At 71.8% G+C, this 21,893-nt stretch carries 20 protein-coding genes and 1 pseudogene; 12 read left to right on the top strand and 9 right to left on the bottom strand.

From position 1 onward, the window contains the following. Positions 1-27 precede the first annotated feature (27 nt). Positions 28-1,668: a helix-turn-helix domain-containing protein gene (locus ABZX12_RS28105; protein ID WP_355697904.1), complete on the top strand. Its 1,641-nt coding sequence runs from the start codon at positions 28-30 to the stop codon at positions 1,666-1,668. Between the two features lie 14 nt (positions 1,669-1,682). Here the strand turns inward: ABZX12_RS28105 and ABZX12_RS28100 are convergent, their stop codons facing one another. Beyond that, positions 1,683-2,732, bottom strand: a complete 1,050-nt coding sequence (locus tag ABZX12_RS28100) for an aldo/keto reductase (protein WP_355697902.1) — start codon at positions 2,730-2,732, stop codon at positions 1,683-1,685. 79 nt (positions 2,733-2,811) lie between these two features. Here ABZX12_RS28100 and ABZX12_RS28095 point away from each other — a divergent pair, with 79 nt between their 5' ends. Then, the gene (locus ABZX12_RS28095) at positions 2,812-3,345 is read left to right on the top strand and encodes a TetR/AcrR family transcriptional regulator (RefSeq protein WP_355697900.1); all 534 of its coding nucleotides are present in this window, start codon (positions 2,812-2,814) and stop codon (positions 3,343-3,345) included. Positions 3,346-3,384: 39 nt separating this feature from the next. Here ABZX12_RS28095 and ABZX12_RS28090 read toward each other — a convergent pair. Then, positions 3,385-3,645 (bottom strand): annotated as a pseudogene (locus ABZX12_RS28090) (DUF305 domain-containing protein); the annotation flags it as partial. 41 nt (positions 3,646-3,686) lie between these two features. On the opposite strand from ABZX12_RS28090, the gene ABZX12_RS28085 reads away from it, so the two are divergent. Both ABZX12_RS28085 and ABZX12_RS28080 read left to right on the top strand, forming a co-directional pair. Further along, positions 3,687-4,208: a hypothetical protein gene (locus tag ABZX12_RS28085; RefSeq protein ID WP_355697898.1), complete on the top strand. Its 522-nt coding sequence runs from the start codon at positions 3,687-3,689 to the stop codon at positions 4,206-4,208. A 150-nt stretch (positions 4,209-4,358) separates the two neighbouring features. Then, positions 4,359-5,708, top strand: a complete 1,350-nt coding sequence (locus ABZX12_RS28080) for a serine/threonine-protein kinase (protein ID WP_355697896.1) — start codon at positions 4,359-4,361, stop codon at positions 5,706-5,708. A gap of 3 nt (positions 5,709-5,711) precedes the next feature. On the opposite strand, the gene ABZX12_RS28075 is transcribed toward ABZX12_RS28080, so the two are convergent. After that, positions 5,712-6,968, bottom strand: a complete 1,257-nt coding sequence (locus ABZX12_RS28075; protein ID WP_355697894.1) for an MFS transporter — start codon at positions 6,966-6,968, stop codon at positions 5,712-5,714. A gap of 55 nt (positions 6,969-7,023) precedes the next feature. Between ABZX12_RS28075 and ABZX12_RS28070 the strand changes: the two genes are divergently transcribed. The 3 genes from ABZX12_RS28070 to ABZX12_RS28060 all read left to right on the top strand — a co-directional run bounded on the left by ABZX12_RS28070 (position 7,024) and on the right by ABZX12_RS28060 (position 11,818). Then, a complete protein-coding gene (locus ABZX12_RS28070) occupies positions 7,024-8,043 on the top strand; it encodes a DUF5937 family protein (RefSeq protein ID WP_355697892.1) in 1,020 nt (339 codons plus the stop codon). A 9-nt stretch (positions 8,044-8,052) separates the two neighbouring features. After that, a complete protein-coding gene (locus ABZX12_RS28065) occupies positions 8,053-9,402 on the top strand; it encodes a beta-N-acetylglucosaminidase domain-containing protein (RefSeq protein WP_355697890.1) in 1,350 nt (449 codons plus the stop codon). Positions 9,403-9,508: 106 nt separating this feature from the next. Then, positions 9,509-11,818 (top strand): heavy metal translocating P-type ATPase, encoded by a 2,310-nt coding sequence (locus ABZX12_RS28060; protein WP_355697888.1) that lies wholly within the window; start codon positions 9,509-9,511, stop codon positions 11,816-11,818. On the opposite strand, the gene ABZX12_RS28055 is transcribed toward ABZX12_RS28060, so the two are convergent. After that, positions 11,809-13,542 carry a phosphatidylglycerol lysyltransferase domain-containing protein gene (locus tag ABZX12_RS28055; protein ID WP_355697886.1) on the bottom strand — a complete coding sequence of 578 codons (1,734 nt, stop codon included), beginning with the start codon at positions 13,540-13,542 and terminating at the stop codon, positions 11,809-11,811. The genes ABZX12_RS28060 and ABZX12_RS28055 overlap by 10 nt on opposite strands. 10 nt (positions 13,543-13,552) lie before the next feature. Further along, positions 13,553-14,053, bottom strand: a complete 501-nt coding sequence (locus ABZX12_RS28050) for a nitroreductase family deazaflavin-dependent oxidoreductase (RefSeq protein WP_355697884.1) — start codon at positions 14,051-14,053, stop codon at positions 13,553-13,555. A 136-nt stretch (positions 14,054-14,189) separates the two neighbouring features. On the opposite strand from ABZX12_RS28050, the gene ABZX12_RS28045 reads away from it, so the two are divergent. Both ABZX12_RS28045 and ABZX12_RS28040 read left to right on the top strand, forming a co-directional pair. Next, a complete protein-coding gene (locus ABZX12_RS28045; RefSeq protein WP_355697882.1) occupies positions 14,190-15,410 on the top strand; it encodes a low temperature requirement protein A in 1,221 nt (406 codons plus the stop codon). A 94-nt stretch (positions 15,411-15,504) separates the two neighbouring features. Further along, the gene (locus ABZX12_RS28040; protein ID WP_355697880.1) at positions 15,505-15,978 is read left to right on the top strand and encodes a GyrI-like domain-containing protein; all 474 of its coding nucleotides are present in this window, start codon (positions 15,505-15,507) and stop codon (positions 15,976-15,978) included. Between the two features lie 13 nt (positions 15,979-15,991). Here the strand turns inward: ABZX12_RS28040 and ABZX12_RS28035 are convergent, their stop codons facing one another. Then, positions 15,992-16,504, bottom strand: coding sequence for a pyridoxamine 5'-phosphate oxidase family protein (locus ABZX12_RS28035; RefSeq protein WP_355697878.1), 513 nt, complete (start codon positions 16,502-16,504; stop codon positions 15,992-15,994). Between the two features lie 37 nt (positions 16,505-16,541). Continuing rightward, positions 16,542-17,417, bottom strand: coding sequence for a universal stress protein (locus tag ABZX12_RS28030; protein ID WP_355697876.1), 876 nt, complete (start codon positions 17,415-17,417; stop codon positions 16,542-16,544). Positions 17,418-17,645: 228 nt separating this feature from the next. Here ABZX12_RS28030 and ABZX12_RS28025 point away from each other — a divergent pair, with 228 nt between their 5' ends. Beyond that, positions 17,646-18,266, top strand: coding sequence for a hypothetical protein (locus ABZX12_RS28025; protein ID WP_355697874.1), 621 nt, complete (start codon positions 17,646-17,648; stop codon positions 18,264-18,266). Positions 18,267-18,285: 19 nt separating this feature from the next. Here the strand turns inward: ABZX12_RS28025 and ABZX12_RS28020 are convergent, their stop codons facing one another. Further along, positions 18,286-19,080 (bottom strand): inositol monophosphatase family protein, encoded by a 795-nt coding sequence (locus tag ABZX12_RS28020; protein ID WP_355697873.1) that lies wholly within the window; start codon positions 19,078-19,080, stop codon positions 18,286-18,288. A 103-nt stretch (positions 19,081-19,183) separates the two neighbouring features. Between ABZX12_RS28020 and ABZX12_RS28015 the strand changes: the two genes are divergently transcribed. After that, a complete protein-coding gene (locus ABZX12_RS28015) occupies positions 19,184-19,909 on the top strand; it encodes a hypothetical protein (RefSeq protein WP_355697871.1) in 726 nt (241 codons plus the stop codon). On the opposite strand, the gene ABZX12_RS28010 is transcribed toward ABZX12_RS28015, so the two are convergent. Then, positions 19,910-20,884, bottom strand: a complete 975-nt coding sequence (locus ABZX12_RS28010) for an L-threonylcarbamoyladenylate synthase (protein WP_355697869.1) — start codon at positions 20,882-20,884, stop codon at positions 19,910-19,912. A 130-nt stretch (positions 20,885-21,014) separates the two neighbouring features. Here ABZX12_RS28010 and aqpZ point away from each other — a divergent pair, with 130 nt between their 5' ends. After that, positions 21,015-21,779: an aquaporin Z gene (gene aqpZ, locus ABZX12_RS28005; protein WP_355697867.1), complete on the top strand. Its 765-nt coding sequence runs from the start codon at positions 21,015-21,017 to the stop codon at positions 21,777-21,779. Positions 21,780-21,893: the final 114 nt, after the last annotated feature.

The raw sequence follows: 21,893 nt of genomic DNA, 5'->3' as shown, positions 1-21,893 counted from the left end.
GCCTACCTTCGGGAGGTGCTCTCCGCGATGAGCTCGAGCCGCCCACGGGCCAGTCTGTCCCGGATCGTCGACGATCTCGGGGCGACCCTGCTCGACCTGGTGCACGGCGACACCGAGCCGGCCGCCGGTATCGGCGGCATCGGCGGGGTGGTCATCCACGACCCGGTCGACGCTCCGCCGCTGCCGCCGCACGCCCTGATCCTCGGCGTCGGCCTGGACGATCCGGAGCGGATCGCCGAGCTCCTCGGGGGTCTTCGGCGTGGTGCGGCCGCGGCTCTCGTCCTGCGGGCGCCGGTGCCGTTGACGCCTGCTGTCAGGGCGGCCGCGGACGCGGCGAACGTCGCGCTGCTGGGCCTCAGCCGCGGTGTCCCGTGGGCGCACCTCGCCGCGATGCTGCGGTCGTTGCTGGCCGAGGGCGACGTCGGCGTCGCGCAGCCCGAGTCGCTCGGCGGGCTGCCGTCCGGCGACCTGTTCGCGGTCGCCAACGCCGTCGCCGCGTTGCTCGACGCACCGATCACGATCGAGGACCGCAACTCCCGCGTGCTGGCCTTCTCCGGCCGCCAGGACGAGGCCGACGCGTCCCGGGTGGAAACCATTCTCGGCCGGCAGGTTCCGGAACGGTTCTCCCGGATGCTGTCCGAGCGGGGCGTGTTCCGCGAGCTGCACCGCAGCGACCGGCCGGTGTACATCGAGCCGCTGCCCGACAGCCGGTCCGGCCTGACGATGCTCCGGGTGGCGATCGCGGTCCGCGCCGGGGACGAGTTCCTCGGCTCGATCTGGGCGGCGGTGCCCGAGCCGCTGAGCGAGGAGCGGACCGGGGCCCTGACGGAGGCCGTGAAGCTCGTTGCCCTGCACCTGTTGCGGGTGCGCGCGGGGGCCGACGTACAGCGTCGTCTCCGGGCGGATCTGCTCAGCTCGGCGCTCGAAGGCGGTGCGGGTGCGCGCGACGCTCTCGAACGGCTGGGACTGGCCGGCCGGTCCCTGGTCGTGCTCGCGGTCGCGCTCCGCGAGTCCGCCGCCGACGGCGCGATCGTCGCGCAGGAACTCGAACGGGTCGGCGACGCGCTCGCCGTCCATCTGGGTGCGGTGCAGCCACGGTCCGCGGCTGCACTCGTCGGCGGCGTGATCTACGGCCTGGTCCCGGCGACCGAGGACAGCGTCGTCCGCATCGCGACCGACTTCCTGCACCGGGTCGGCGACCGGATGTGCCCGATCGTCGGGCTCGGGCCCGCCGCCCGCGACCTGGCCGGCATCGTCCAGGCGCGCGCGGCTGCGGACCGCGCCTTACGAGTGCTCCGGGAGCGGCGCGGCGCACCCCGGATCGCCCGGCTGGCCGACGTACAGGTCGAATCGCTCGTGCTCGACCTGCGCGATCTGGCCGCGGCTCGCGGTGACCGTCCGGGCGAGGCGCTGGAACGGCTGATCCGCTACGACGAGCGGCACCGGAGCAACCTCGTCGAGACCCTGCACGCCTGGCTGGACGCGTTCGGCGACGTCGCGATCGCCTCCGACGCACTGCAGGTGCCTGCGAACACCTTCCGCTACCGCCTACGCCGAGCCGTCGAGATCGGCGACCTCGACCTGGCCGACCCCACCACCCGCTTCGGCCTCCAACTCCAGCTCCGCGTCCTCGTCCCACGCCGGCCGCACCGAGCCCGTCCGGAATGAACGGGCGCCGCGGCTCAGGCCAGTGCCATGCCCGGAACCCGCCGGCGGATGGCTTCCATCTCGGCCTCGTCGGACACGCCCTGCCAGTCGTACCGCGGCGTGTAGGGAGCCTCCAGAGCTTGTACGTCGTCGTTGGTGAGCTCGACGTCCAGCGACGCCACGGCCTCGTCGATCTGCCGGATCGAGCCCGCTCCGACCAGCGGTGCGGTGACCACCGGCTGACGTCGAAGCCAGGCGAGAGCGACCTGTGCGCGGGTCACGCCGTGCGCTTGGGCGATCTGGCCGACTGCGTCGAGGATCGCGCGGTTCGACTCCTCCTCGGCGGGGGAGTACAGCAGGTCGGCGTACGAGCCGTCGGTCTCCGAGCGCGCCGTCGCCTTCGCGTCGTCCCACCCGCGGGCCAGCCGGCCACGGGCCAGCGGCGACCAGATGATCGTGCCGACGCCCTCGTCCAGACACAGCGGGATCATCTCGCGCTCCTCCTCACGCGCGAGCAGGTTGTAGTGGTCCTGCATCGACACGAACCGGGCCCAGCCGTTGCGCTGCTGCAGGTGCAGCGCCTTGGCGAACTCCCAGGCGTGCATCGACGAGGCGCCGAGGTAGCGCACCTTGCCGGCCTTCACCAGATCGCTGAGCGCCTCGAGGGTCTCCTCCCATGGTGTCGCGTGGTCGTTGCGGTGGATCTGGTACAGGTCGATGTAGTCGGTCCCGAGGCGGCGCAGCGAGTGCTCGACCTCGGTCATGATCGCCTTGCGCGACAGGCCGCGGCCGTTCGGGCCGAGGCGCATCGGGTGCCGGAGTTTGGTCGCGATCACCACGCTGTCGCGGTCGGTGAAGTCCTGCAGCGCGCGGCCGAGGATCTCCTCGCTGGAACCGTTCGAGTACATGTTCGCGGTGTCGAAGAAGTTGATCCCGGCCTCCAGCGCGTGCCGGATCAGCGGGCGGGCCTCATCCTCGCCCTTCGACCAGACGGGATGCCCGCGGTCGGGCTCGCCGTACGTCATCGCGCCGATCGCGATCGGGGACACGTCCAGGCCGGTCGTGCCGAGCTTGATGTACTGCATGATGCTCCTCTAGGCTATGTGGAGAGTTCTCCGGATACCGTAGTGGAGAGCTCTCCACTTATCAAGGCGAGGACTTCTGATGGTTCGTTCGGACGCGCGGGAGAACCGGGCCCGGATCGTCGCGGCCGCCCGCGAGGCGTTCCTCGACGACGACCGCACGTCGATGAACCAGGTCGCGCAGCGCGCGGGCGTCGGCGCCGGCACCCTGTACCGCAACTTCCCGACCCGGGAGGCGCTGGTGCTCGCCGTCTACCAGGACGAGGTCGAGCGGATCGTCGGAGCCGTGCCGGAGTTGCTGTCCCGGATGGCACCGATCGCGGCGCTCCAGGAGTGGACGCTCGGGCTCGTCGACGCGATGCGCCGCAAGCACGGTCTCGGCGACGCACTCAGCCCCACCGCGCACCAGACGATCAGCGAGCAGACGTACGGGCCGGTCGTTGCCGCGATCACCGACCTGCTCGACGCCGGCAAGCGGGACGGCAGCATCCGCCCCGACGCCGACCCGGGCGACTTCCTCCAACTCACCGGCGCACTCTGGCGCGCCGCGACCCACCCCGAGGACCGGGCCCCGCACATGCTCGCCCTCATCCTCGACGGCCTCCGGCCCCGCTGAGCGGACCGGATCTACGGGCCGGAGGTGCAGGGATGCCAGTTGGGTGGTTCGGGTCTGCTCGATCTTGGTGGCGAGGGACTTGACGGCCGGGGACCGGCCGGCGGTCTTCACGCTGCGGGTGATCAGGGCGGACTGGTTGAGGTGGTCCTGGATCTCGGTGGTGAAGGTCTTGTCGAAGGCGGGGCCCTGGAGGTTGCTAAGGGCAAGTAGTTCGTCGGCGCGCATCATGCCCGGCATGTCATGGCCCTCGTGCGGGTTGGTGGTCGGCAGGCCCGCCTCGGTGCGGAAGGCGGTCAGCTGCTGGAGCTCGGTTCGATGGCTCGGGGCGAGCCAGCCTGCAGGTGAACAGCAACGACGTGATCGGCGACCACCTGTGGTTGTGGCGTGGTGACCACGGCGACGGTGTCGGCTGGACCGTGAACACCGCCGCCAACGGTTTGGTGGTCAACGGCAACGACGTGACGATGTACGGGCTGTTCGTCGAGCACTACCAGCAGTACGAGGTGCTCTGGAACGGCAACGGCGGCCGCACGTACTTCTTCCAGAACGAGTTCCCGTACGACGTACCGGACCAGGCGTCGTGGTCGAGCGGCGGCGGGACACAGGGCTGGGCGGCGTACAAGGTGGCGAACACCGTGACGTCCCACGAGGCGTGGGGTGTCGGCAGCTACTGCTTCTTCAGCCCCAACAACTCGATCGTCGCCTCCCGCTCCTTCGAGGTCCCCGACACCGCCGGCGTGCGCTTCCACGACCTGGTCTCGGTCTCCCTCGGCGGCGTCGGCACCATCGCCAACGTCATCAACACCACCGGCGGCACCGCGAACACCGCCAACCAGCAGCGCTACCTGGTCAGCTATCCCTGACATCGCATGACCAGGAACTCCCCGACCGTGACGGCACGGCCGGGGAGTTCCTCGTCGTTCGCCCGATTGGGGCGCAGGTTGATCCGCGGGATAGCCTGACCAATTGGACGTGGGCGGTTGCTGGTGGAGTGGCATGGGTACGGGAGTCGGATGCTGATCGCGGAGCGGTACCGGTTGGGCGCGTCCTTGGGGCGGGGCGGCATGGGGGAGGTCTACCGGGCGACGGACGAGACGCTGGGGCGTGAGGTCGCGGTCAAGCTGATGCTCCGGTCGGTCCAGAACACCTCGGCGGTGGAGCGTTTCCAGCGGGAGGCGCGGGCCGCCGCGCGGCTGACCGATCCGCACATCGTGGCCGTCTACGACTTCGGTGAGCACGACGACACGTTCTACCTGGTGATGGAGCTCGTCGAGGGCCGGTCGGTCGCGGCCGAGCTGGCCGAGAGCGGCTCGCTGTCGTGGGAGCGCGCGATCACGATCGTCGAGCAGGCCGCGGTCGGTCTCGCGGCCGCGCACGCGCAGAACGTCGTGCATCGCGACATCAAGCCGAGCAACCTGCTGGTCGCGGCCGACGGGACCGTGAAGGTCGCGGACTTCGGGATCGCCCATCTGCCCGGGGCCGAGACCAAGGAGCTGACGATCACCGGCGAGATCCTCGGCAGCCCGCACTACCTCGCCCCCGAGCGGGCCAGAGGTCTCCAGGGCGGACCGGAGTCGGACGTGTACGCGCTGGGCTGCGTGTTGTACCAGCTGGTCACCGGCCGCCCGCCGTTCGTCGGCGACCACCCGACCGCGGTGCTGTACCAGCACGTCGACACGCCGCCGGTCCCGCCGGCCCAGCTGCGTCCGGAGCTCGCCGGCCCGTACGACGGCGTACTGCTGCGAATGCTGGCCAAGGCACCCGAGGACCGTCCGACGGCCGAGCAGCTCACCGTCATGTCACTCGCGGCCGAGTCGTTCCCCACCGTGCCGCTCGTCGCCGAGCCGCCCGCGGGACCACCTCCCGAACCTGTCGCCGCGCCGGTGGCCGCGCCGTTGGGCGAGTCTTCCGGCCGCCGGAAGCCCCTGCTCATCGCGGCCGCTGCCGTGCTCGTCCTCGCCGGCGCGATCGCGGCGGGCGTCGTCCTGCGCAACACCGGGAACGACCTGCCGCCGACCGTTGACGTCGGCCCGCGGCCGAGCCAGTCAACTGCCACCCCGACGACCTCGGCGACGACCAGCGACCCGACGACGACGAGTACCCGGCCTTCCGAGGCCGCAAGGACGACGCGGACCACTCCGACCGCGACGCCGTCGGATACCCCCAGTCCCACCCCGACTCCCACTGCCTCGAGCCCGACACCGTCCTCCTCGCCGAGCCCGACCCCTTCGTCGTCGCCGACCCCGACGAAGTCGTCGTCGTCGCCCACACCGTCGTCGACTCCCACCTCGACCCCGCCGAGCCCGTCGCCGACTCCGAAGTCCACGAGCACGCCGCCCCCATCGCCAACTCCTACTCCGTAGCGCTCACGAAACCCCAGTCGCCGAAGCGGGCTCGTCCACCAGCTGGGACCGATGCTTGGCGGCGTGGTTCGCGAGGACCGCGGTCGCGGTGCCGGTGAGGGCGAAGATCGCGCCGAGGGCCAGCCAGCCCGGTGTGCCATGGTCGACGGCGGTCGTGGTGACGACCGCTGGGCCGAGCATCAGTGCGAGTGCGAGCCCGGTCTGGCTGAGGCCCTGGTAGGCGCCGGCGCGGGCTGGATCGGCGAGTTCGAACGCCATACCCCAACTCCCGGCTTCGCCGCGGGTCTCGGCCGCCGAGGAAGCGAGGGCGGCCAGCAGCAGGACCCCGGTCGCGGCCGCGGCACCGAGATGACCCGCGACGGCGAACAGCACGCAGGCGGCGAGCAGGAGCAGCCCGGCCCGGCGGACCGATCGCCCGGCCGTGCGCAGGTCCTGCGTGCCCCGCGACGCGCGCACCTGGAACAGCGCGACGTAGGCGGTGTTGACCACCAGCAGCGCCGAGACGACGACGGTCGGGGCTTCGGTGTGATCCGCCACCCACAGCGGTATGCCGATGCTCGTCAGCCCGAAATGCATGGCGAGTACGGCGTTGAGCACCGTCGACGTCACGTACGTCCGATCGCGCAGCGGCGAAGGTCCCCGCGGCGCTTCCGGGCCGGCCGCGGAGTCCATCCGCTCGGCCAGCCCGGAAACCCTGCGGCGCAAGCCGATCAGCGGAAGCGTGCCGAGCATCGTGAGCGCGCCGACGAGCATCACGGTCAGGCGATAGGCCGTGGCCGTGTCGACCACCAGAGCCAGGCCCGCGAGCAGCGTCCCGATGCCGATACCCACATTCATCACCACGCGCAGCCGGGCGCGGACAGCGACCCGCTCCGGGCCGACGTACCACCGGGCGAGCAACGTCATCTGAGCGGTGCTCTGCAGGCCGCGGGACGCGGAGACGCAGGCCGCCACCAGGACGAAGCTGACGACGTCGCGGGCCAAGGCGTAACCCAGCAGGGCGGCGCCGTTCGCAGCGAGAGCCCACTGCTGCAGCCGATCGGCGCCGATCCGGTCGCTCAGCCGGCCACCGGCGTACGACGCCAGGACGCCGACTCCGCCGGCGACAGTGAGCCCGATGCCGACCGTAGCCGGTGAGAGTCCGACACCACGAGTGAAGTAGAGGGCACTGACGGCGAAGAACATGCCGCGGGACAGCGAGAGGGCGGCGACGGCGCAGGCGAGCGCTCGTTCGACGGGATCGCGGAGGAGCTCAGGCACCCGTCAGTTGTCGCATCCGCCGCGCGGCGGCACCACCGATGTAGCGTAATGCTTCATGATCGAGTACGAGCTCGTCGGCAACGACCTCGGAGAGGTGCGCTTCGCAATCTCACCGCTGAACGAGTTGGTGCTGTCGCTGCGGACCCTGCGCGACCCGGGCCGGTTCCCGTTGCAGCTGCCCTGGCTGCGGGCCACCGAGCCGTCGCGGGCCGCACTGCGGCTGGACCTGCTGCGCGCGCTGACCAACGACGCGCTGTGGACGCCGGACTTCCTCACACCGCGGCCGTACACCCCGCTGGGCAGGATCGAGGACGAGTTCGCCGCCCTCACCGGGACACCCGGCACCGTCGTCCGCGCCGACCTGGCGGAGGTCCATCCGGCAGGGTTGCCGCCCGTGCTGCGAGGCCGGCCGGACCGCGTTCTCACCCGGGTGCTGTCGGCGCTGCGGGAGTACTGGGACGCCTGCTTCGAGCCGTACTGGCAACGGATGCGGACCGTGCTGGAGGCCGACGTCGTGTACCGCGGGCGAGTGACGGCGCAGTCCGGCCTCGCGGCGATGTTCGCCGACATCGACCCGCACGTCCGCCTCGAGGAGAGCGTGGTGACGGTACGGCTGCGCAGCGACCTGTCGTACCGCTGTTCGACCGCGGGGCGCGGGCTCACCCTGGTCCCCTCGCTGTTCAGCAGGCGGGCGTCGGCGCCGATCTCCGCCGACGAGCCGCCGCACATCATGTACCCGGCACGGGGTCTCGGGACCCTGTGGCAGACCGAGACGACCACGCCGCCGAACGCCTTGGTCGGCCTGATCGGCCGGGTTCGCGCGCGGCTGATGAGCCTGCTCGAGACGCCGACCTCGTCGACCGAGCTCGCCGTCCGGCTGGGCGTCACGCCGACCGCGGTCAACCAGCACCTGCGGGCGCTGCGCGCGGCCGGTCTGCTGCTGTCCGCCCGCCACGGCCGCTCGGTGCTGTACCGGCGCTCGGACCTCGGTGACCGTCTGGTCCGCGGCGCCGGACGGCAAGGTGCCGTAAACTCGTCTAGTCCAATATTGACAACCACGGCGCCGCGCCCGTAGACACGAGCCGTGCCGATCACCGACCGGGCCGTCCTGGAGTGTTTCTACGGCCCTCTGTGGAGTCCTGCCGACCGCGCCGAGGTCGTCCGCCGCGCACACCGGCACGGCGCCACGGCGTACGTCTACGGTCCTTCTGCCGACGACCGCACCGGGCCGGACTGGCGGCAGCCGTACGGTGCGGACGGCAACCACCTGGACGAACTGGTTGCCCTCACCAACGACCTCGGGATGACGGCCACCTGGCGGGTCTCGCCCGGGGCGCCGTTGCGCCGCGAACACGCCATGCGGCTCGCCGCCGCGGACGAGCTCGCCGTGCTGATCGACCGGTTGACCGAGATGGTGCGGAGGGGATTCGGCCGGATCATCATCGCCTTCGACGACCTCGACGCGGAGCTGGATCCGGCCACCCGGTCGGCGTACGCCAATGATCCGCATCCGATGGCGGCTGCCCAGGCCGGCGTGGTCAATGCCGTGCACGATCGGCTCGCCGGCTTGGGGGCCGAGCTGCTGGTGTGCCCGACGCACTACTGGGGTGTCGAGTCGTCGCCCTACCGGCAGCGGCTCGGCGAGTTGCTGCACAGTGATCTGGTCGCGTGCTGGACCGGTTCCGCGGTGATCTCTCCGACGGTCACGGCCGCGCAGGTTCGCGCGGTGGCGGAGCAACTCCAGCGCCCGATCTGGCTCTGGGACAACTACCCGGTCAACGACTGGGACTCTGTCGACGGCGTGTTCGCGAACACCATGACGCCCCGGCGCCTCCCGCTGGCCCCGTTGCAGGGCCGGGATCCCGGGCTGGCCGACGTCCTCGCCGGGTACGGCGCGAACGCTGCGCTGCAGCCGCTCGCCGGACTGCCTGCACTGTGTACTGCGCTGGACTGGGCGCGCGATCCGCACGGGTACGAGGCGGACGCATCGTTCGCGCGGGCGCTGGACGAGACTGGCCAGGGCAAGTCCCTCAGGGTGCTGGCCGAGCTCGCCGGGCCGAGCATCCTCGCCGAACGGCCCGGCCGGGTGGCCGAGGAGTGCCGGCGGGTGCTGGCGGGTCCGGACCCGGCGGCCTTGTCGGCGCTCGACGAGACGGTTGCCCAGGCGGCGATCGCGGCCGCGGCGCTCGACGGGCCGATCGCCGCCGAGCTCCGGCCGTGGCTCGACGCGCTGCGTACGGTGCTGCCGATCTCGGCCGCCGCCGTCCGCGCGATCGCCGCGGCCCGCGCCGGTGAACCGGTGCAGAACGAGGACATCGCCGCACTGCGCGCCGGCCTCCAGGACTGGCCCCGGATGTCCATCGCCGCCGGAGCGCCGTACGCGCTCGCCGACCACGCCCTCGCCCTGTCCGGCGGCGGCACACCGACCTTTTGATCGGCGCGGCCGCTTCTTGACACCCGGTCCGTACTGGGCCGGAAGGACCTACGGGCAGAGCCATGGTGCCCTGGCGGTCCAGCTTCGCGGGAGGAATCGTCGGGGCATGGCTACGGTCAGCGTCGGACGGGTGAGGGTGTCAGGAGAGACTGTCCTGCTCGTGCTGGTCACCGCGCTGCTGGCCGCCGGTGGAGCCGCGCGGTTCGGCGGACCGGTCCGCGCCGACAGCTTGTGGGCCGCCGCGGATCTGGTGGCGTTGCTACCCGCGGTCGTGTGGGTCGTCGCGGACCTGCGGGCCGGCCGGTACGGCGCGGATCTGCTGGCGCTGCTCGCACTGGGCGGCACGCTCGCGGTCGGGGAGTATCTTGCGGGCGCGATCATCGCGGTGATGGTCGCGACCGGACGGGTACTGGAGAAGGCCGCGCAGCGCCGGGCCGGTCGTGATCTGTCCGCGCTGCTGCAACGGGCTCCGAGCCAGGCACACGTACGCCAAGGCGACGACGTCGTCACGGTCGTGATCGGCCAGGTGCGGCAGGGGGACCAGGTCGTGGTGCTGCCCGGCGAGGTGGTGCCTGTCGACGGCGCGTTGCTCGGGGACGGGACGTTCGACGAGTCGGCGCTGACCGGCGAGGCCGTTCCGGTGACCCGGCCGGCGTCGGACCAGGTGCGCAGCGGGGTGGTCAACGCCGGCGCCGTGGTCGAGCTCCGGGCGACGGCCAGTGCGGCGGACAGTACCTATGCAGGCGTGGTCGAACTGGCCCAGGAGGCCGCGGCGAGCAGCGCGCCGGTCGCGCGGCTGGCCGACCGGATCGCCGTCTTCTTCCTGCCGGCCGCGTTGCTGATCGCGGCGCTCGCGTGGACGATCAGCGGCGACCCCGGACGGGCGGTCGCCGTACTGGTCACCGCCACTCCGTGCCCGCTGCTGCTCGCGGTGCCGATCGCCGTCACCGGTGGGATGTCTCGCGCTTCCAGGGCAGGCGTCGTGGTCAAGGGCGGTGCGGCGCTCGAACTGCTCGGCCGGGTGAACACGCTCGTCATGGACAAGACCGGTACGGTGACCGCCGGCCGCCCCGAGGTCGTCGACGTGGTCTGGGCGCCCGGGACGACCCGCGCAGAGGCATTGGCGTCCGCGGCCGGGATCGAGCAGTACTCACCGCACGTGCTCGCCGGTGCGGTCCTGCGGGCCGCCGAGCGCGCCGGTGTGACACCACTGCGCGCCGAATCGGTGACCGAAGAGCCCGGTCGCGGCGCTGTCGGAATCATCGACGGCCAGCAGGTTCAGGTGGGGAAGCTGCCTCCCGGACTCGTGCTGCCGAGTTGGGCACGGGGCGCCGCCCGGCGCGGCCGGCTCGACCTGGCGAGCGTCATCTGGGTCTGCCGGGACGCCGAGCCGCTCGCGGCGATCTTCGTCCGCGACCGGATCCGGACCGACGCCGCACGCACCATGCGCCGGCTGCGCGCAGCGGGAATCCGGCGCGTCATGCTGCTCACCGGCGATCACGTCGACAACGCCGTCGAAGTCGCCGGCATGCTGGGCGTCGACGAGGTGCACGCCGACGTGACCCCGGCCGGCAAGATCGAGCAGGTACGGGCGACCCGGGCGCGCGGAATCACCGCGATGGTCGGTGACGGCATCAACGACGCGCCGGCGCTCGCCGCTGCCGACGTCGGCATCGCCCTCGGCTCCCGAGGCTCCACCGCCGCGGCGCAGGCCGCCGACGCGGTCATCCTCGACGACCGCATCGACCGGCTCGCCGACGCCGTCGAGGTCGCACGCCGTACCCGGCGACTCGCCGTGCAGAGCGCCGCGGCCGGGACCGCGCTCTCCCTGCTCGCGATGCTCGCCGCGGCCGGTGGCCGGCTGGGACCTGTGGCGGGCGCGGTCGTCCAGGAGGGGATCGATCTGGTCGTCATCCTGAACGCGCTGCGAGCGCTCGGCGGCCGGACGCGGAAACCTCACACCGAGGCCGACGCGTTGCTGCACCGCTTCGCCAAGGAGCACGAGGATCTGATCCAGGTTCGCGCCGCGGTCAGAGAAGCGGCCGACGCCGTCGCGGGTGGCACCGGTCCACGCACCGACACGATCGTCGCCCGCACCTACGCACTCCTCGTCGACCGGTTGCTGCCCCACGAGTACGCCGAGGAACACACCCTCTACCCGGCGCTGGCCGACGTCCTGGGCGGCCCGGAAGGCACCTTCACGATGAGCCGCGAGCACGCGGAGATCGAACGACTGGTTCGTCGCATCGGTCGTCATCTCGCCGAGTCGCGCCGGATCCAACCCGACCAGCTCGACGATCTCCGCGCCACCCTGTACGGACTCGACGCCGTCCTCACGCTGCACTTCGCGCAGGAGGAAGAGGCCTACTTCACCCTCGGCACCACGACCGCATCGGGCGACGCCCGTCACCCGTGACCCGCCGCGGCCCGGCCGGCGACCGCAAGGTGGGGCCTGCGACGGTGCGGCCAGCGGACGAACGACTCCGCCTGCAGAGTGGCCGACGCGATCCGGGGAAGGTCGCGGGTGCGCGGGTAGCAGACGAAGCGCGGATTCCAGGCCGGCCGGTACTTGGCGTTGGCCCGGTACAGCGACTCGATCTGCCAGAACCGGCTCAGCCCGAGCAGGACGCGATACCGAACCCGCGCCGCGACGCCGGCTCCGGTCAGGCCGCCGCGCTCGAACACCTCGCGGAAGACCGCGAAGTTGAGGGAGATCCGCGTGACTCCCAGGTCCGGACCGGCTCGGACGAGTTCGTTGACCATGAACTCGATCACCCCGTTGCCGGCGTTCGGCGAGCGGACCATCAGATCGAGCGAGAGCCCGTCGTCGTTCCAGGGCACCAGACTCAGTATCGCGACCAGCTCCGCGTCGGCGTCGCGGCAGCTGACCACCACCGCGTCGCTGTCCCGGGGATCCCCGAACCGCCCGAGCGCCATCGAGAACCCGCGCTCCGCCTGACCTGCACGCCAGCCGGCCACCTGCCGGGACAGCTCGTCGAGTTCGTGGCCGTCGATCTGGCGCAACCGGCGGACCTGTGCCACGTGCCCCCGTCGTTCGGCCCGCCGTACCGCCTGCCGGACGGACCGCATCGGCCGGGACGCCAGGCTGAAGGTCGCCGTGTCGAGGACTGCCTCGTCGCCGAGCTGGACAGCCGCCAGCCCATGATCGCGGTAGCTCGACACACCACTCTCGCTGGCCCCCACGACCCCTGGCGTCCAGGCATACCGGCGAGCTTCGGTCAGCCAGGCGTCGATCGCTTCCGGCCACCCAGCCCGGTCGCCGATCGGATCGCCGCCGGCCAGCGAGACACCCGCGACGACGCGGTACGCCACCGCTGCCCTTCCGGAGGGCGAGAAGATCAGGGACTTGTCGTCGCGGAGCGCGAAATAGCTCAGGGAGTCGTTACGGCTTCCGGCCAGCAAGGCCCGCAGGTGCGCGGCTTCGACATCGATCTGGTGCCGCGGCGCGCGAGCGGTCCGCAGCGCCACGAGCACTGTCGTCAGTGCCACGACGACCCCCAGCAGGAGCAGGGTGGTCTCGAGTCGCTGCCGAGATTGCGCCGATTCGAACTGAGCCGGTCCGCTGACACCGACGAAACCGAGCCAGACCTCGCTCATCAGCTTCCGCAGCGGGAGACGATCCGTCAGAGCGTCCGGGTCGGCCACGAGCGCGCCCGCGCCCACGAGCGTCGCCAGCAGGAGCGACCCCAGGAACGTGAGCGCGACGGTACGCCGGCTGCCCGGGTCCGGCCGACCGGTGAACGCCGAGCGGGTGACCACCAGCAGCACGATGACCACCACGGCCGCGATCGACTCCCCGATCGATCGGGCCAGTCCGTTGAGGACCAGCAGGCCGGTCGTCGCCGCCAACGCCCCCACCCAGGCACGCCGCTTGCGCCGTGCGAGACCTCGCGACAACAGCACCAGGACCACACCGAGCGGCACGGCCGCGCCCGCCGCTTGTGGTACCAGGACCGGTAGTACGTCGGTCAACGCCTCCAACCGTGGCCGCAGCGGCGGGCTGATGGCGTCGAGCACGCTCACGACACCGAGCAGGCCCACCAGGGCGGCGATCCACGGCGCCCACCGCGCCTGATCACGCGGTGTGTCCGCGGTCCGCCGGTCTCGCCGCCTGTGCATGTCAGTCAGTTCACGCCGGGGCGGGCGTGATGCGGAAGACGGGGTAATCCGCGGCGATGCGCTCGAATTCGGCGAGCGGAGCGGTGCGGTCCACCGGCAGGTGCGCCCGCGCGCCGGGAGCCAGCTCAAGGTACTTCTGCAGGATCGCTGCCCGGGCGGCCGGTTCCACCTCCACGAGCCGAACAGCCTCGCGGTGACCGGAGCGTAGGACCGCCCGTCCGTCGGCGGCGCGGACGTTCCGCACCCAGTTGGTGTGCTCGCCCAGCATCGAGACCAGGTACCGCTGACCGTCGTACGGCGTGAGCACCAGCGGGAACGAGATCGCCTTGCCCGTACGCCGCCCGACCACCTCCAGCGTGACCGCCTGCCTGGGCGCGGCGATCCGGTGCGCGTACTGGACCGCCCCGATCCGGTTCAGCACCCGCGCGACCCGGTTCGGCCGGCCGCCCCGGTACATCCACCGATCGAGCCGGTGCAGCATCCCCGCGGATGTGGTGTCAGCGTGCTTCATGAGTCCTCCGCCGATGTCCGTACTTCGATCGTGTGCCGGGCGGTGCGTCGTACGAACGGGCGAAGGTCCTGAGCGGCGTCGGCAGACGGCCCGGACCTGGCCGGGCGAGACGCCGGTGCATGGCAGGATGCGGCGTATGGCGACGTTCAGGCATCCGCTTCGGGTCACAGAGGCGGCCCGCGATCAGCCGGTCACCACGTTGGAGTTGTTCTTCGACCTGGTGTTCGTGTTCGCGCTGACGCAGATCACCGCGCTGATGGCGCACGAGTTGACGTGGCACGGTGTCGTCCGCGGACTGCTGCTCGTCGGGCTGCTCTGGTGGAGCTGGATCGGGTACGCCTGGCTGTGCAACATCGTGAAGGCGGACGTGGGGGCGTTCCGCGGCGTCCTGCTGCTCGCGATGGCGGCGATGTTCGTGATCGCGCTGGCGATCCCGGAGGCGTTTCACGACCTGCCTGGCGGGCTGCCCGGACCGGTGGTCATCGCCTGGGCGTACTTCGCCTTCCGGGCACTGCACCTGGTGTTGTTCTGGATGATCGCCGGCGGGGATCGTGCCCTGCGCCGTACGCTGGCGCGGTTCACGCCGTCGATGCTCGGCGGCACCGCGCTGCTGCTGGTCGCGTCGCAGTTCCACGGCTGGACCCAGACCGCGCTGTGGGCGGGCGCGCTCGCGGCCGACTACGGCGGGACGTACCTGATCGACGCGCGCGGCTGGCGGTTCCGGTCCGCCTCGCACTTCGCCGAGCGGCACGGACTGATCGTGATCATCGCGCTCGGCGAGTCGATCGTGGCGATCGGGGTCGGCGTCACCGATCTGCCGATCTCCTGGCCGGTCCTGATCGCGTCGCTGCTCGGCCTGGGGGTGTCGGCCGCGCTGTGGTGGATCTACTTCGACGCGACCGTGCACTACGGCGAGCACGCGCTGGCGGCGGAGCCCGAGGAGACCCGGTCGGTGATGGCCCGCGACGCCTACACCTTCTGGCATTTCCCGATGGTGACCGGCATCGTGCTGCTCGCGCTCGGCCTGAAGAAGGTCCGGGAGTACGTCGCCGACGCCGAGCACCACGACCTGTCGGACCCCTTGAAGGGCCCCGGTCTGTACGCGCTGTACTTCGGCGTCGTGGTCTACCTGCTCGGTCACGTCGGCTTCAAGTGGCGCACGGTGCACGTCGTCGGCATGACCCGGCTGGCCGCGGCGGTGACGCTGATCGTCGCGGCGCTGCTCGTCGGCAAGGTGCCCGCCCTGGGGCAACTCGGCGTCCTGGCCGCGGTGCTGGCGGCGCTGGTCGTCGTCGAGTCCGTCTACTACGCCCGGGACCGCGCCCAGCTGCACCACACCGGCGACCAGGCGTCATAGCGGAGAAAAGTGCCCGAGTCCGGGACCAAGGGCCCTGACACCTGCGCGGTGCAGGGGCCATGGTGGAGGGGACGAACAAACCTGGGGAGGGACCATGCAGGCCGAGTTCCGGACAGTTCGTGAGCAGCCGACCGCCGTACTGCGGGCGACTCTGGGGCGTCGTGATGTCGTCGGCTGGTTCGACGCCGCCTTCTCCACGGTCGCCGACTACCTCTACCGGCACGGCGTCGCGGCGTGCGGGTTCCCGTTCTCCCGCGACCACCTCCTCCCCGACGGCAGCTACCTGCTCGAAGCCGGGTTCCCGGTCGGTACGAGGATCAAGGGCGACGGGCAGGTCCAGCCGTCCTGCCTGCCCGGTGGGAAGGTCGTGGTGGCCCGGCACATCGGGTCGTACGCGGACGTGGCGGACGCCTATCAGGCGATCGACGAGTGGCTGAAGGCAGAGCACGCGATCCGCACCGGCGACGCGTGGGAGGTGTACCGCGGAGCGGGCGGCGACCGGGCCGGACAGACCACCGAGGTCGTCCAGCCCTTCCGCCTCGCACCGGTCGGCAGCCTCACGCACTGACCGTTACAAGGCCTCAGCCGACGCGCACGTGGGCGCGCGCCGCGGCGGGGTTGCGCATCTTCAGCAGCGGGGTGCCGATGCCGTAGGTGAGGAAGAAGCCTTCCGGGAAGATCTCGACGATCCGGGTGTCGGCCAGCCGCTCGGCCGGTACGAGCGTGGCCAGTTGCGACGACAGTGAGTCGATGTCCAGCGATCCCCGCGGATGGACGACCGCTCTGGCATGAAAACTGATGGTGGCCGGCGGGATCGGCCAGATCAGCGAGAGCAGACCACCGCGCCGCACCGGCACGGTCACCGCCACCTGGCCGGTGACCGGGATGTGCCTCGCCTTCCAGCTGTCAGGTGCGACGGCCGCGTACAGCCGGCCGGGCGCGGCGACGTACACGACGCCGCTCGACCGCGGCTCGCCGGTCGGCGTGACGTAGCTGAGCACGGCGAACGACCGCTTCTCGAGCTGCTTCCAGACCTCCGCGCCGGTCGGTCCGGGCGTCCGGGGCGTCTTCACTCGGTTGTCTGTCTCGACCATCGGCCTGCCTTTCGAGCTGTTGAAGGGTCGCGCCCGCTCAGCGGATGACGGCGACGGGACAGGGGGCGTGGTGGAGGACGTGCTGGCTGACGGAGCCGACCAGGAGTCCGGCGAAGCCTCCGCGGCCGCGGGATCCGACGACGATGAGATCGGCGGAGTCGCCCGCGCGAAGGATGGCACGGGCCGCCTGGCCGTTGATCAGCCGCGTCTGCCACGGCACGTCCGGATAGTCCAGGACGGCCCCGGCGACCGACTCGGCGACGAGCAGCCGGCTGGACTCCTTGACGTCCTCCTCGTCGAACTGCAGCATCGACTCGCCGTCGACGTAGGTGAGATACGGGCTGGTCCAGGCATGGACGGCGACCACCCGGGCGCCGAGCGCGTCGGCGTGCTCGAAGGCGAAGCCGATCGCCCGGGCCGAGGTCTGCGATCCGTCGACGCCGACGACGACGGTCGGCTGGTCGGCGACCCGCGGCCGTTGATCGGGAGGCACGACGACGACCGGGCAGGGCGCGTGCATCGTCACCTGCATCGCCACCGAGCCGAGCATCAGGCCGGTCCAGCCGCCGAGGCCGCGGGAGCCGAGAACCATCAGCCGGGCCTCTGCGGCCTCCTCGACGAGTCGTTTCGCGGCCACGCCGTCCAGGAGTACTGCCTCGACCTGCAGAGCGGGATGCCGGAGCCGGATCCCCTCGGCGATGGCGTTGAGACCTCGCTCCCGCAGCGCCCGCAGCGTCGCGAGCGGGACGGTCTTGCCCAGCGCGGGGCGGGTCGCGATGACCAGCTGGAAGACCTCCGCGATCCGCAGCGGAGCGTGCAGCCGGACCGCTTCGGTGGTCGCCCAGTCGAGCGCGGCCAGGCCCGCGGGCGAACCGTCGTACCCGGTGACGACCGGAGCAGGTCGTGTGGTCATGTGCCCCCCTCGCAGGCACGCGCTGAGCCGCGTGGCCAGTCCAGTCGACCGCGCCGCGCGGTCCGCGCCCAAGGGCCGATCGGCCTCATCGGTCCTGCCGTTGGGCCCTGCTGCCGCTGCCGTACGCGAAATCGGGACTTCGGACCCTAGCCGGGCGAGGCCTCGCGGCTGATCGTGGAGCTATGACGTAGTCGGCCGCCCTGGCGTCCGACGGGGGGAGGCTCCGCCATGGGGTCTGGTTGGTGCTCCGATTCCGAGGGGACGGCCGGCGCGCAACTGGCGCTCTACCGGGCCGTCTGGTGGGGGTTCTGCGGGGCGTTCATCGTGATCTGCGGTGCCGCGGCGGCGCTGTTGCTGCCGGCGGACATCCTGTTGCTCGCGCTGGCGCTCGTTCCGGTGTCCGGTGCGACGGCCGCGGCGATGTACGGCGGCGACATCGAGTGGCTCTCCCGCTGGACGAGATGGCAGGTTGCCGTCGCGGTGGCAGTCATCGCGGGCGCGAGCACGTTGATCCTCGGCCTCACCGATGTTCTCGGATACAGCGTGCTCTGGCTGGTCCTGCTCCTCGGAGCGAGCTCACCGCCCGCGGTGCGCTGGTACCGCGGGGGACCGCGGATCGGCCGCGTCGGACTACCGGAACGCAGTACCGCGGAGCTGTGCCGGCAGTGGCGCGACAGTTACGACGCGCTGCGGCGGGCGACGAGCGACGCGCACCGGCTGCGGATCGTCCTGGAGCGCCAGCACTGCCTGGACGAACTCGGCCGCCGGGATCCCGAGGGCCTGCAAGCCTGGCTCGCTTCCGCCGCCAGCGCGGCCGGCGACCCCGAACGGTTCCTCAAGAGCCAATAGAGCCGACAGAGCCGACAGTTCAGCGGAGGCGTTCGAGATGGGGTGCGAGGAAGCCGAGGATCTCTGTGTGGACTTCGGCGGAGGCGCTGATCACGGCGCCGTCTTCGGTGCCGAGCGGGGCGCCGCGCAGGTCGGTGATGATGCAGCCGGCGGCTTCGGCGAGGGCGAGGCCGGCGGCGAAGTGCAGGTCGTCGCGGAGTTCGCCGTCGGTGACGTACGCCGCGCGCCGACCCGCGGCGACCCAGGCGACTCCGAGGGTCGACGACAGCACCCGCGGCGAGAACCGCGCCCGGAACGCGACATCGGCGACGAGCTGGCCGCTGACGGAGGCGGCGCCGGTGGGCCGGTCGGCGTTGATCTCGACCAGTCCGGTCGCCACGGAAGGCACCAGCGGCTGGTCGGTGCCCGCGCGCCGGACCTGCGCCGACATGCCGTCGGTCCAGAACGTCTCCTGCGCGACCGGGTCGGCAGCCGCGGCGGCGATCGTGCGCTCGCCGTCGAGCAAGGCCACGTTCACGACCATCAGCGGTGTCGTCGCCGCGAAGTTCAGCGTCCCGCACAGCGGGTCGATGAGCCAGCGACGGGCGGTAGCCGCCGGTCCGGAGCGACCGAACTCTTCGCCTTCGCGCGCGTCATCGGGCCGCCGGGCCGAGAGCACCGCGGTGATGGCCCGCTCCGCGTCGAGGTCGGTCTGGGTCGCGAAGTCGGTCGCCGACTTCGCGAACCTCAGGTGTTCACGACCGTACGAGCCCGCGACGACCGCCGCGCCCGCATCGGCTGCCTCGATCGCCACATCCGCATCACTCATCGCCATCCGCCGACCCTAGCCGCCGGCCGGAGGCCGGTGCGGTGGTACGTCGGGGTACCGGGGTAGTGAGCACGCCGTCGCGGACGGATGTGCTGGTCAGGGAGTCGCCATGGTCCGTCGGCGGGACAAACAGTCCGACCGGGTGGTCGAGGTCGGGCTGGACGAACTGCTCTGGCCCGGCGCCAGCACGGAGGACGAGCCAGACGAGCCGACCGAAGAACCGGCCGATGAACGAGGGGCCGATGAACGAGGGGCCGATGAACGAGGGGCCGGTGAACGAGGGGCCGGTGAACGAGGGGCCGGTGAACGAGGGGCCGGTGAACGAGGGGCCGGTGAACGAGAGGCCGGTGAACCGGCGGCCGGGCCGGTGCAGCCGGGTGCGTCGTTCGGTGTCGCGTTCTTCGGCTGGCTCGTCGCCAGTGGCACCTCGGTCCTGCTGATGGCCCTGGTCGGTGCCGTCGGCACGGTGATCGGCTGGAGCAAACTCGCCGACTGGTCGAGAGACTGGCTGTTCGTCGGCCTGTGGGCACTTCTCGTGCTGTCGTTGGCCATCGGCGCGTTCTCCGGCGGGTACGCCGCCGCGCGCATGGTGCCGTCCCAAGGCGCGTGGCAGGGCCTCGAAGTCTGGCTCTTCAGCTGGTGCGCAGCCGCCGTCCTGGGCGGGCTGGGCTATTTCGCCAACCGGGAGTACGAGCTCGTGGCTCGCGTCGACTGGCCGTCCGTGCCCGTCGCCGAGCCCGATCGGGGGCTGGCCGCTGTGATCGCGACGGCGGCGGTCCTGCTCGTCACGCTGGTGGGCTCGATACTCGGTGGTGCCTCGGGCAACAGAAAGTAGTCAGGCCCCGCGAGGGCCGGCGGCGCGGCGGAGACGGTTGGCAATCGCCACGCCCAGCTCCTTCTCCTCCGGGAGCGAGGCGATGATCAGATCGCAGCCGCGCTGGTCGAGCTCCCGGAGGAAGCCGTATAGCTCGCGCGCGTACACCGCCGGCGACTCCGGGACCGCGACGACCGCGTGCGCCTTCACCGGAGTGCCCGCCAGGGACGGCGGCAGGAAGACACCGACCCGGTGGCTGCGGTCCTGCGCCGACTCGGCCTCGGCGACGACGTCCGCGGGCTCGACGAGGACGACCTTCGCGTTCGGCGCGTAGTGCGAGGGGTGCTGACCCGGCACCCGGATGTGGCTCGTCGCGGGCACCGCGAGCTGGATGCCCAGCACGGCTTCCAGGTCCTCCCGGGTGACTCCGCCGGGACGCAGGACGTTGGGCGTGTCGCCGGTGACGTCGACGATCGTCGACTCGAGGCCGACCTGACAGGGGCCGCCGTCGAGCACGAAGTCGACGGCGTCGCCGAGCTCGGCGCGCACGTGGTCCGCCGTGGTCGGGCTGACCGAGCCGAACCGGTTGGCCGACGGGGCCGCGATGCCGCCGCCGAAGGCCGCGAGCAGCGCGAGCGCCACGGGATGCGCCGGGACGCGCAGCGCGACGGTCTCCAGACCGCCGGTCGCCTCGAGCGGAACCCGGCGGCCGCGGCGCAGGACGAGCGTCAGCGGCCCGGGCCAGAAGTGTTCGGCCAGCCGGCGCGCGGTCTCCGGCACCTCGTCGACCCAGTCGCCGAGCTGCTCCGCGCCGCCGATGTGGACGATCAGCGGATGCGACGGCGGGCGGCCCTTGGCCTGGAAGATCCGGGCGAGCGCCGCCGGGTCCTCCGCGTTCGCGCCCAGCCCGTACACGGTCTCGGTGGGGACCGCGACCAGACCCCCGGCGCGCAGCACCTCGGCCGCCTTCTCGATCTCAGCACTTCCTGCGAACACGCCCGCAATCCTCCCACTGCCGGCCACTCCGGACTCAATCGACGCCGATTTCACCCGATGTCACGATCCGATGGCTTACCGTGACAAGGAGAGTGCTCCAATCCATGGGGGGTCCAACAAGGAGGCTGTCGTGGAATCACCCAGTCCTGCGGCTCGGATCGGTGCGGAATTCCTGGGGACGTTCTGGCTGGTGTTCGGCGGCTGTGGCGCCGCCGTGCTGGCCGGCGTCGTGCTCAGCCCGGACAAGGTGCCGGTCGGCATCGGCTACCTCGGCGTGGCGCTGGCCTTCGGCCTGACCGTGCTGACCATGGCGTTCGCCGTCGGCCACGTGTCCGGCGGTCACTTCAACCCGGCGGTCACGATCGGCCTCGCGGTCGCGCGGCGGATCGAGTGGAAATGGGTCCCGACGTACATCGTGACCCAGGTCGTGGCCGCCAGTGCGGCCGGCGCCGTCCTGCTGGCGGTTGCCAGCGGCAAGGACGGCTTCAGCGCCGCCGAGAGCGGCTTCGCGAGCAACGGCTACGGTGACCGGTCGCCGGGCGGCTACTCCCTGCTGGCCTGCCTGATCGTGGAGGTCGTGCTGACCGCCTTCTTCCTGTACGTGATCCTCGGCGCCACCGACGACCGGGCGCCGAAAGGGTTCGCCCCGCTCGCGATCGGTCTCGCCCTGACGCTCATCCACCTCGTCGGCATCCCGGTCACGAACACCTCGGTGAATCCGGCGCGGTCGCTCGGTGTCGCCTGGTTCGCCGGGGGCGACGCGCTCGGCCAGGTCTGGCTCTTCGTCCTGGCCCCGATCGCCGGCGCCGCGATCGCCGGGATCAGCTACCCCGCCATCACCGGGGCCCGCGGGGCAGCGGCCGAGGTCGACGCGGGGGTCGCCAACAACCCGTGAGGAGCGCGGCGTGCGGGCGCCGGGGGCTACGCCGGCCCCCCCCCCACCCCCGGGGGGGAGACCCCAGAAAACCGGGCCGGGGCGAGATTGGCCGGGGGGGGGCGGAAGGCCCGC

This window comes from Kribbella sp. NPDC003505 (assembly GCF_040610875.1).
GTDB lineage: Bacteria > Actinomycetota > Actinomycetes > Propionibacteriales > Kribbellaceae > Kribbella.
This window is presented reverse-complemented; position numbering and strand designations above follow the sequence as displayed.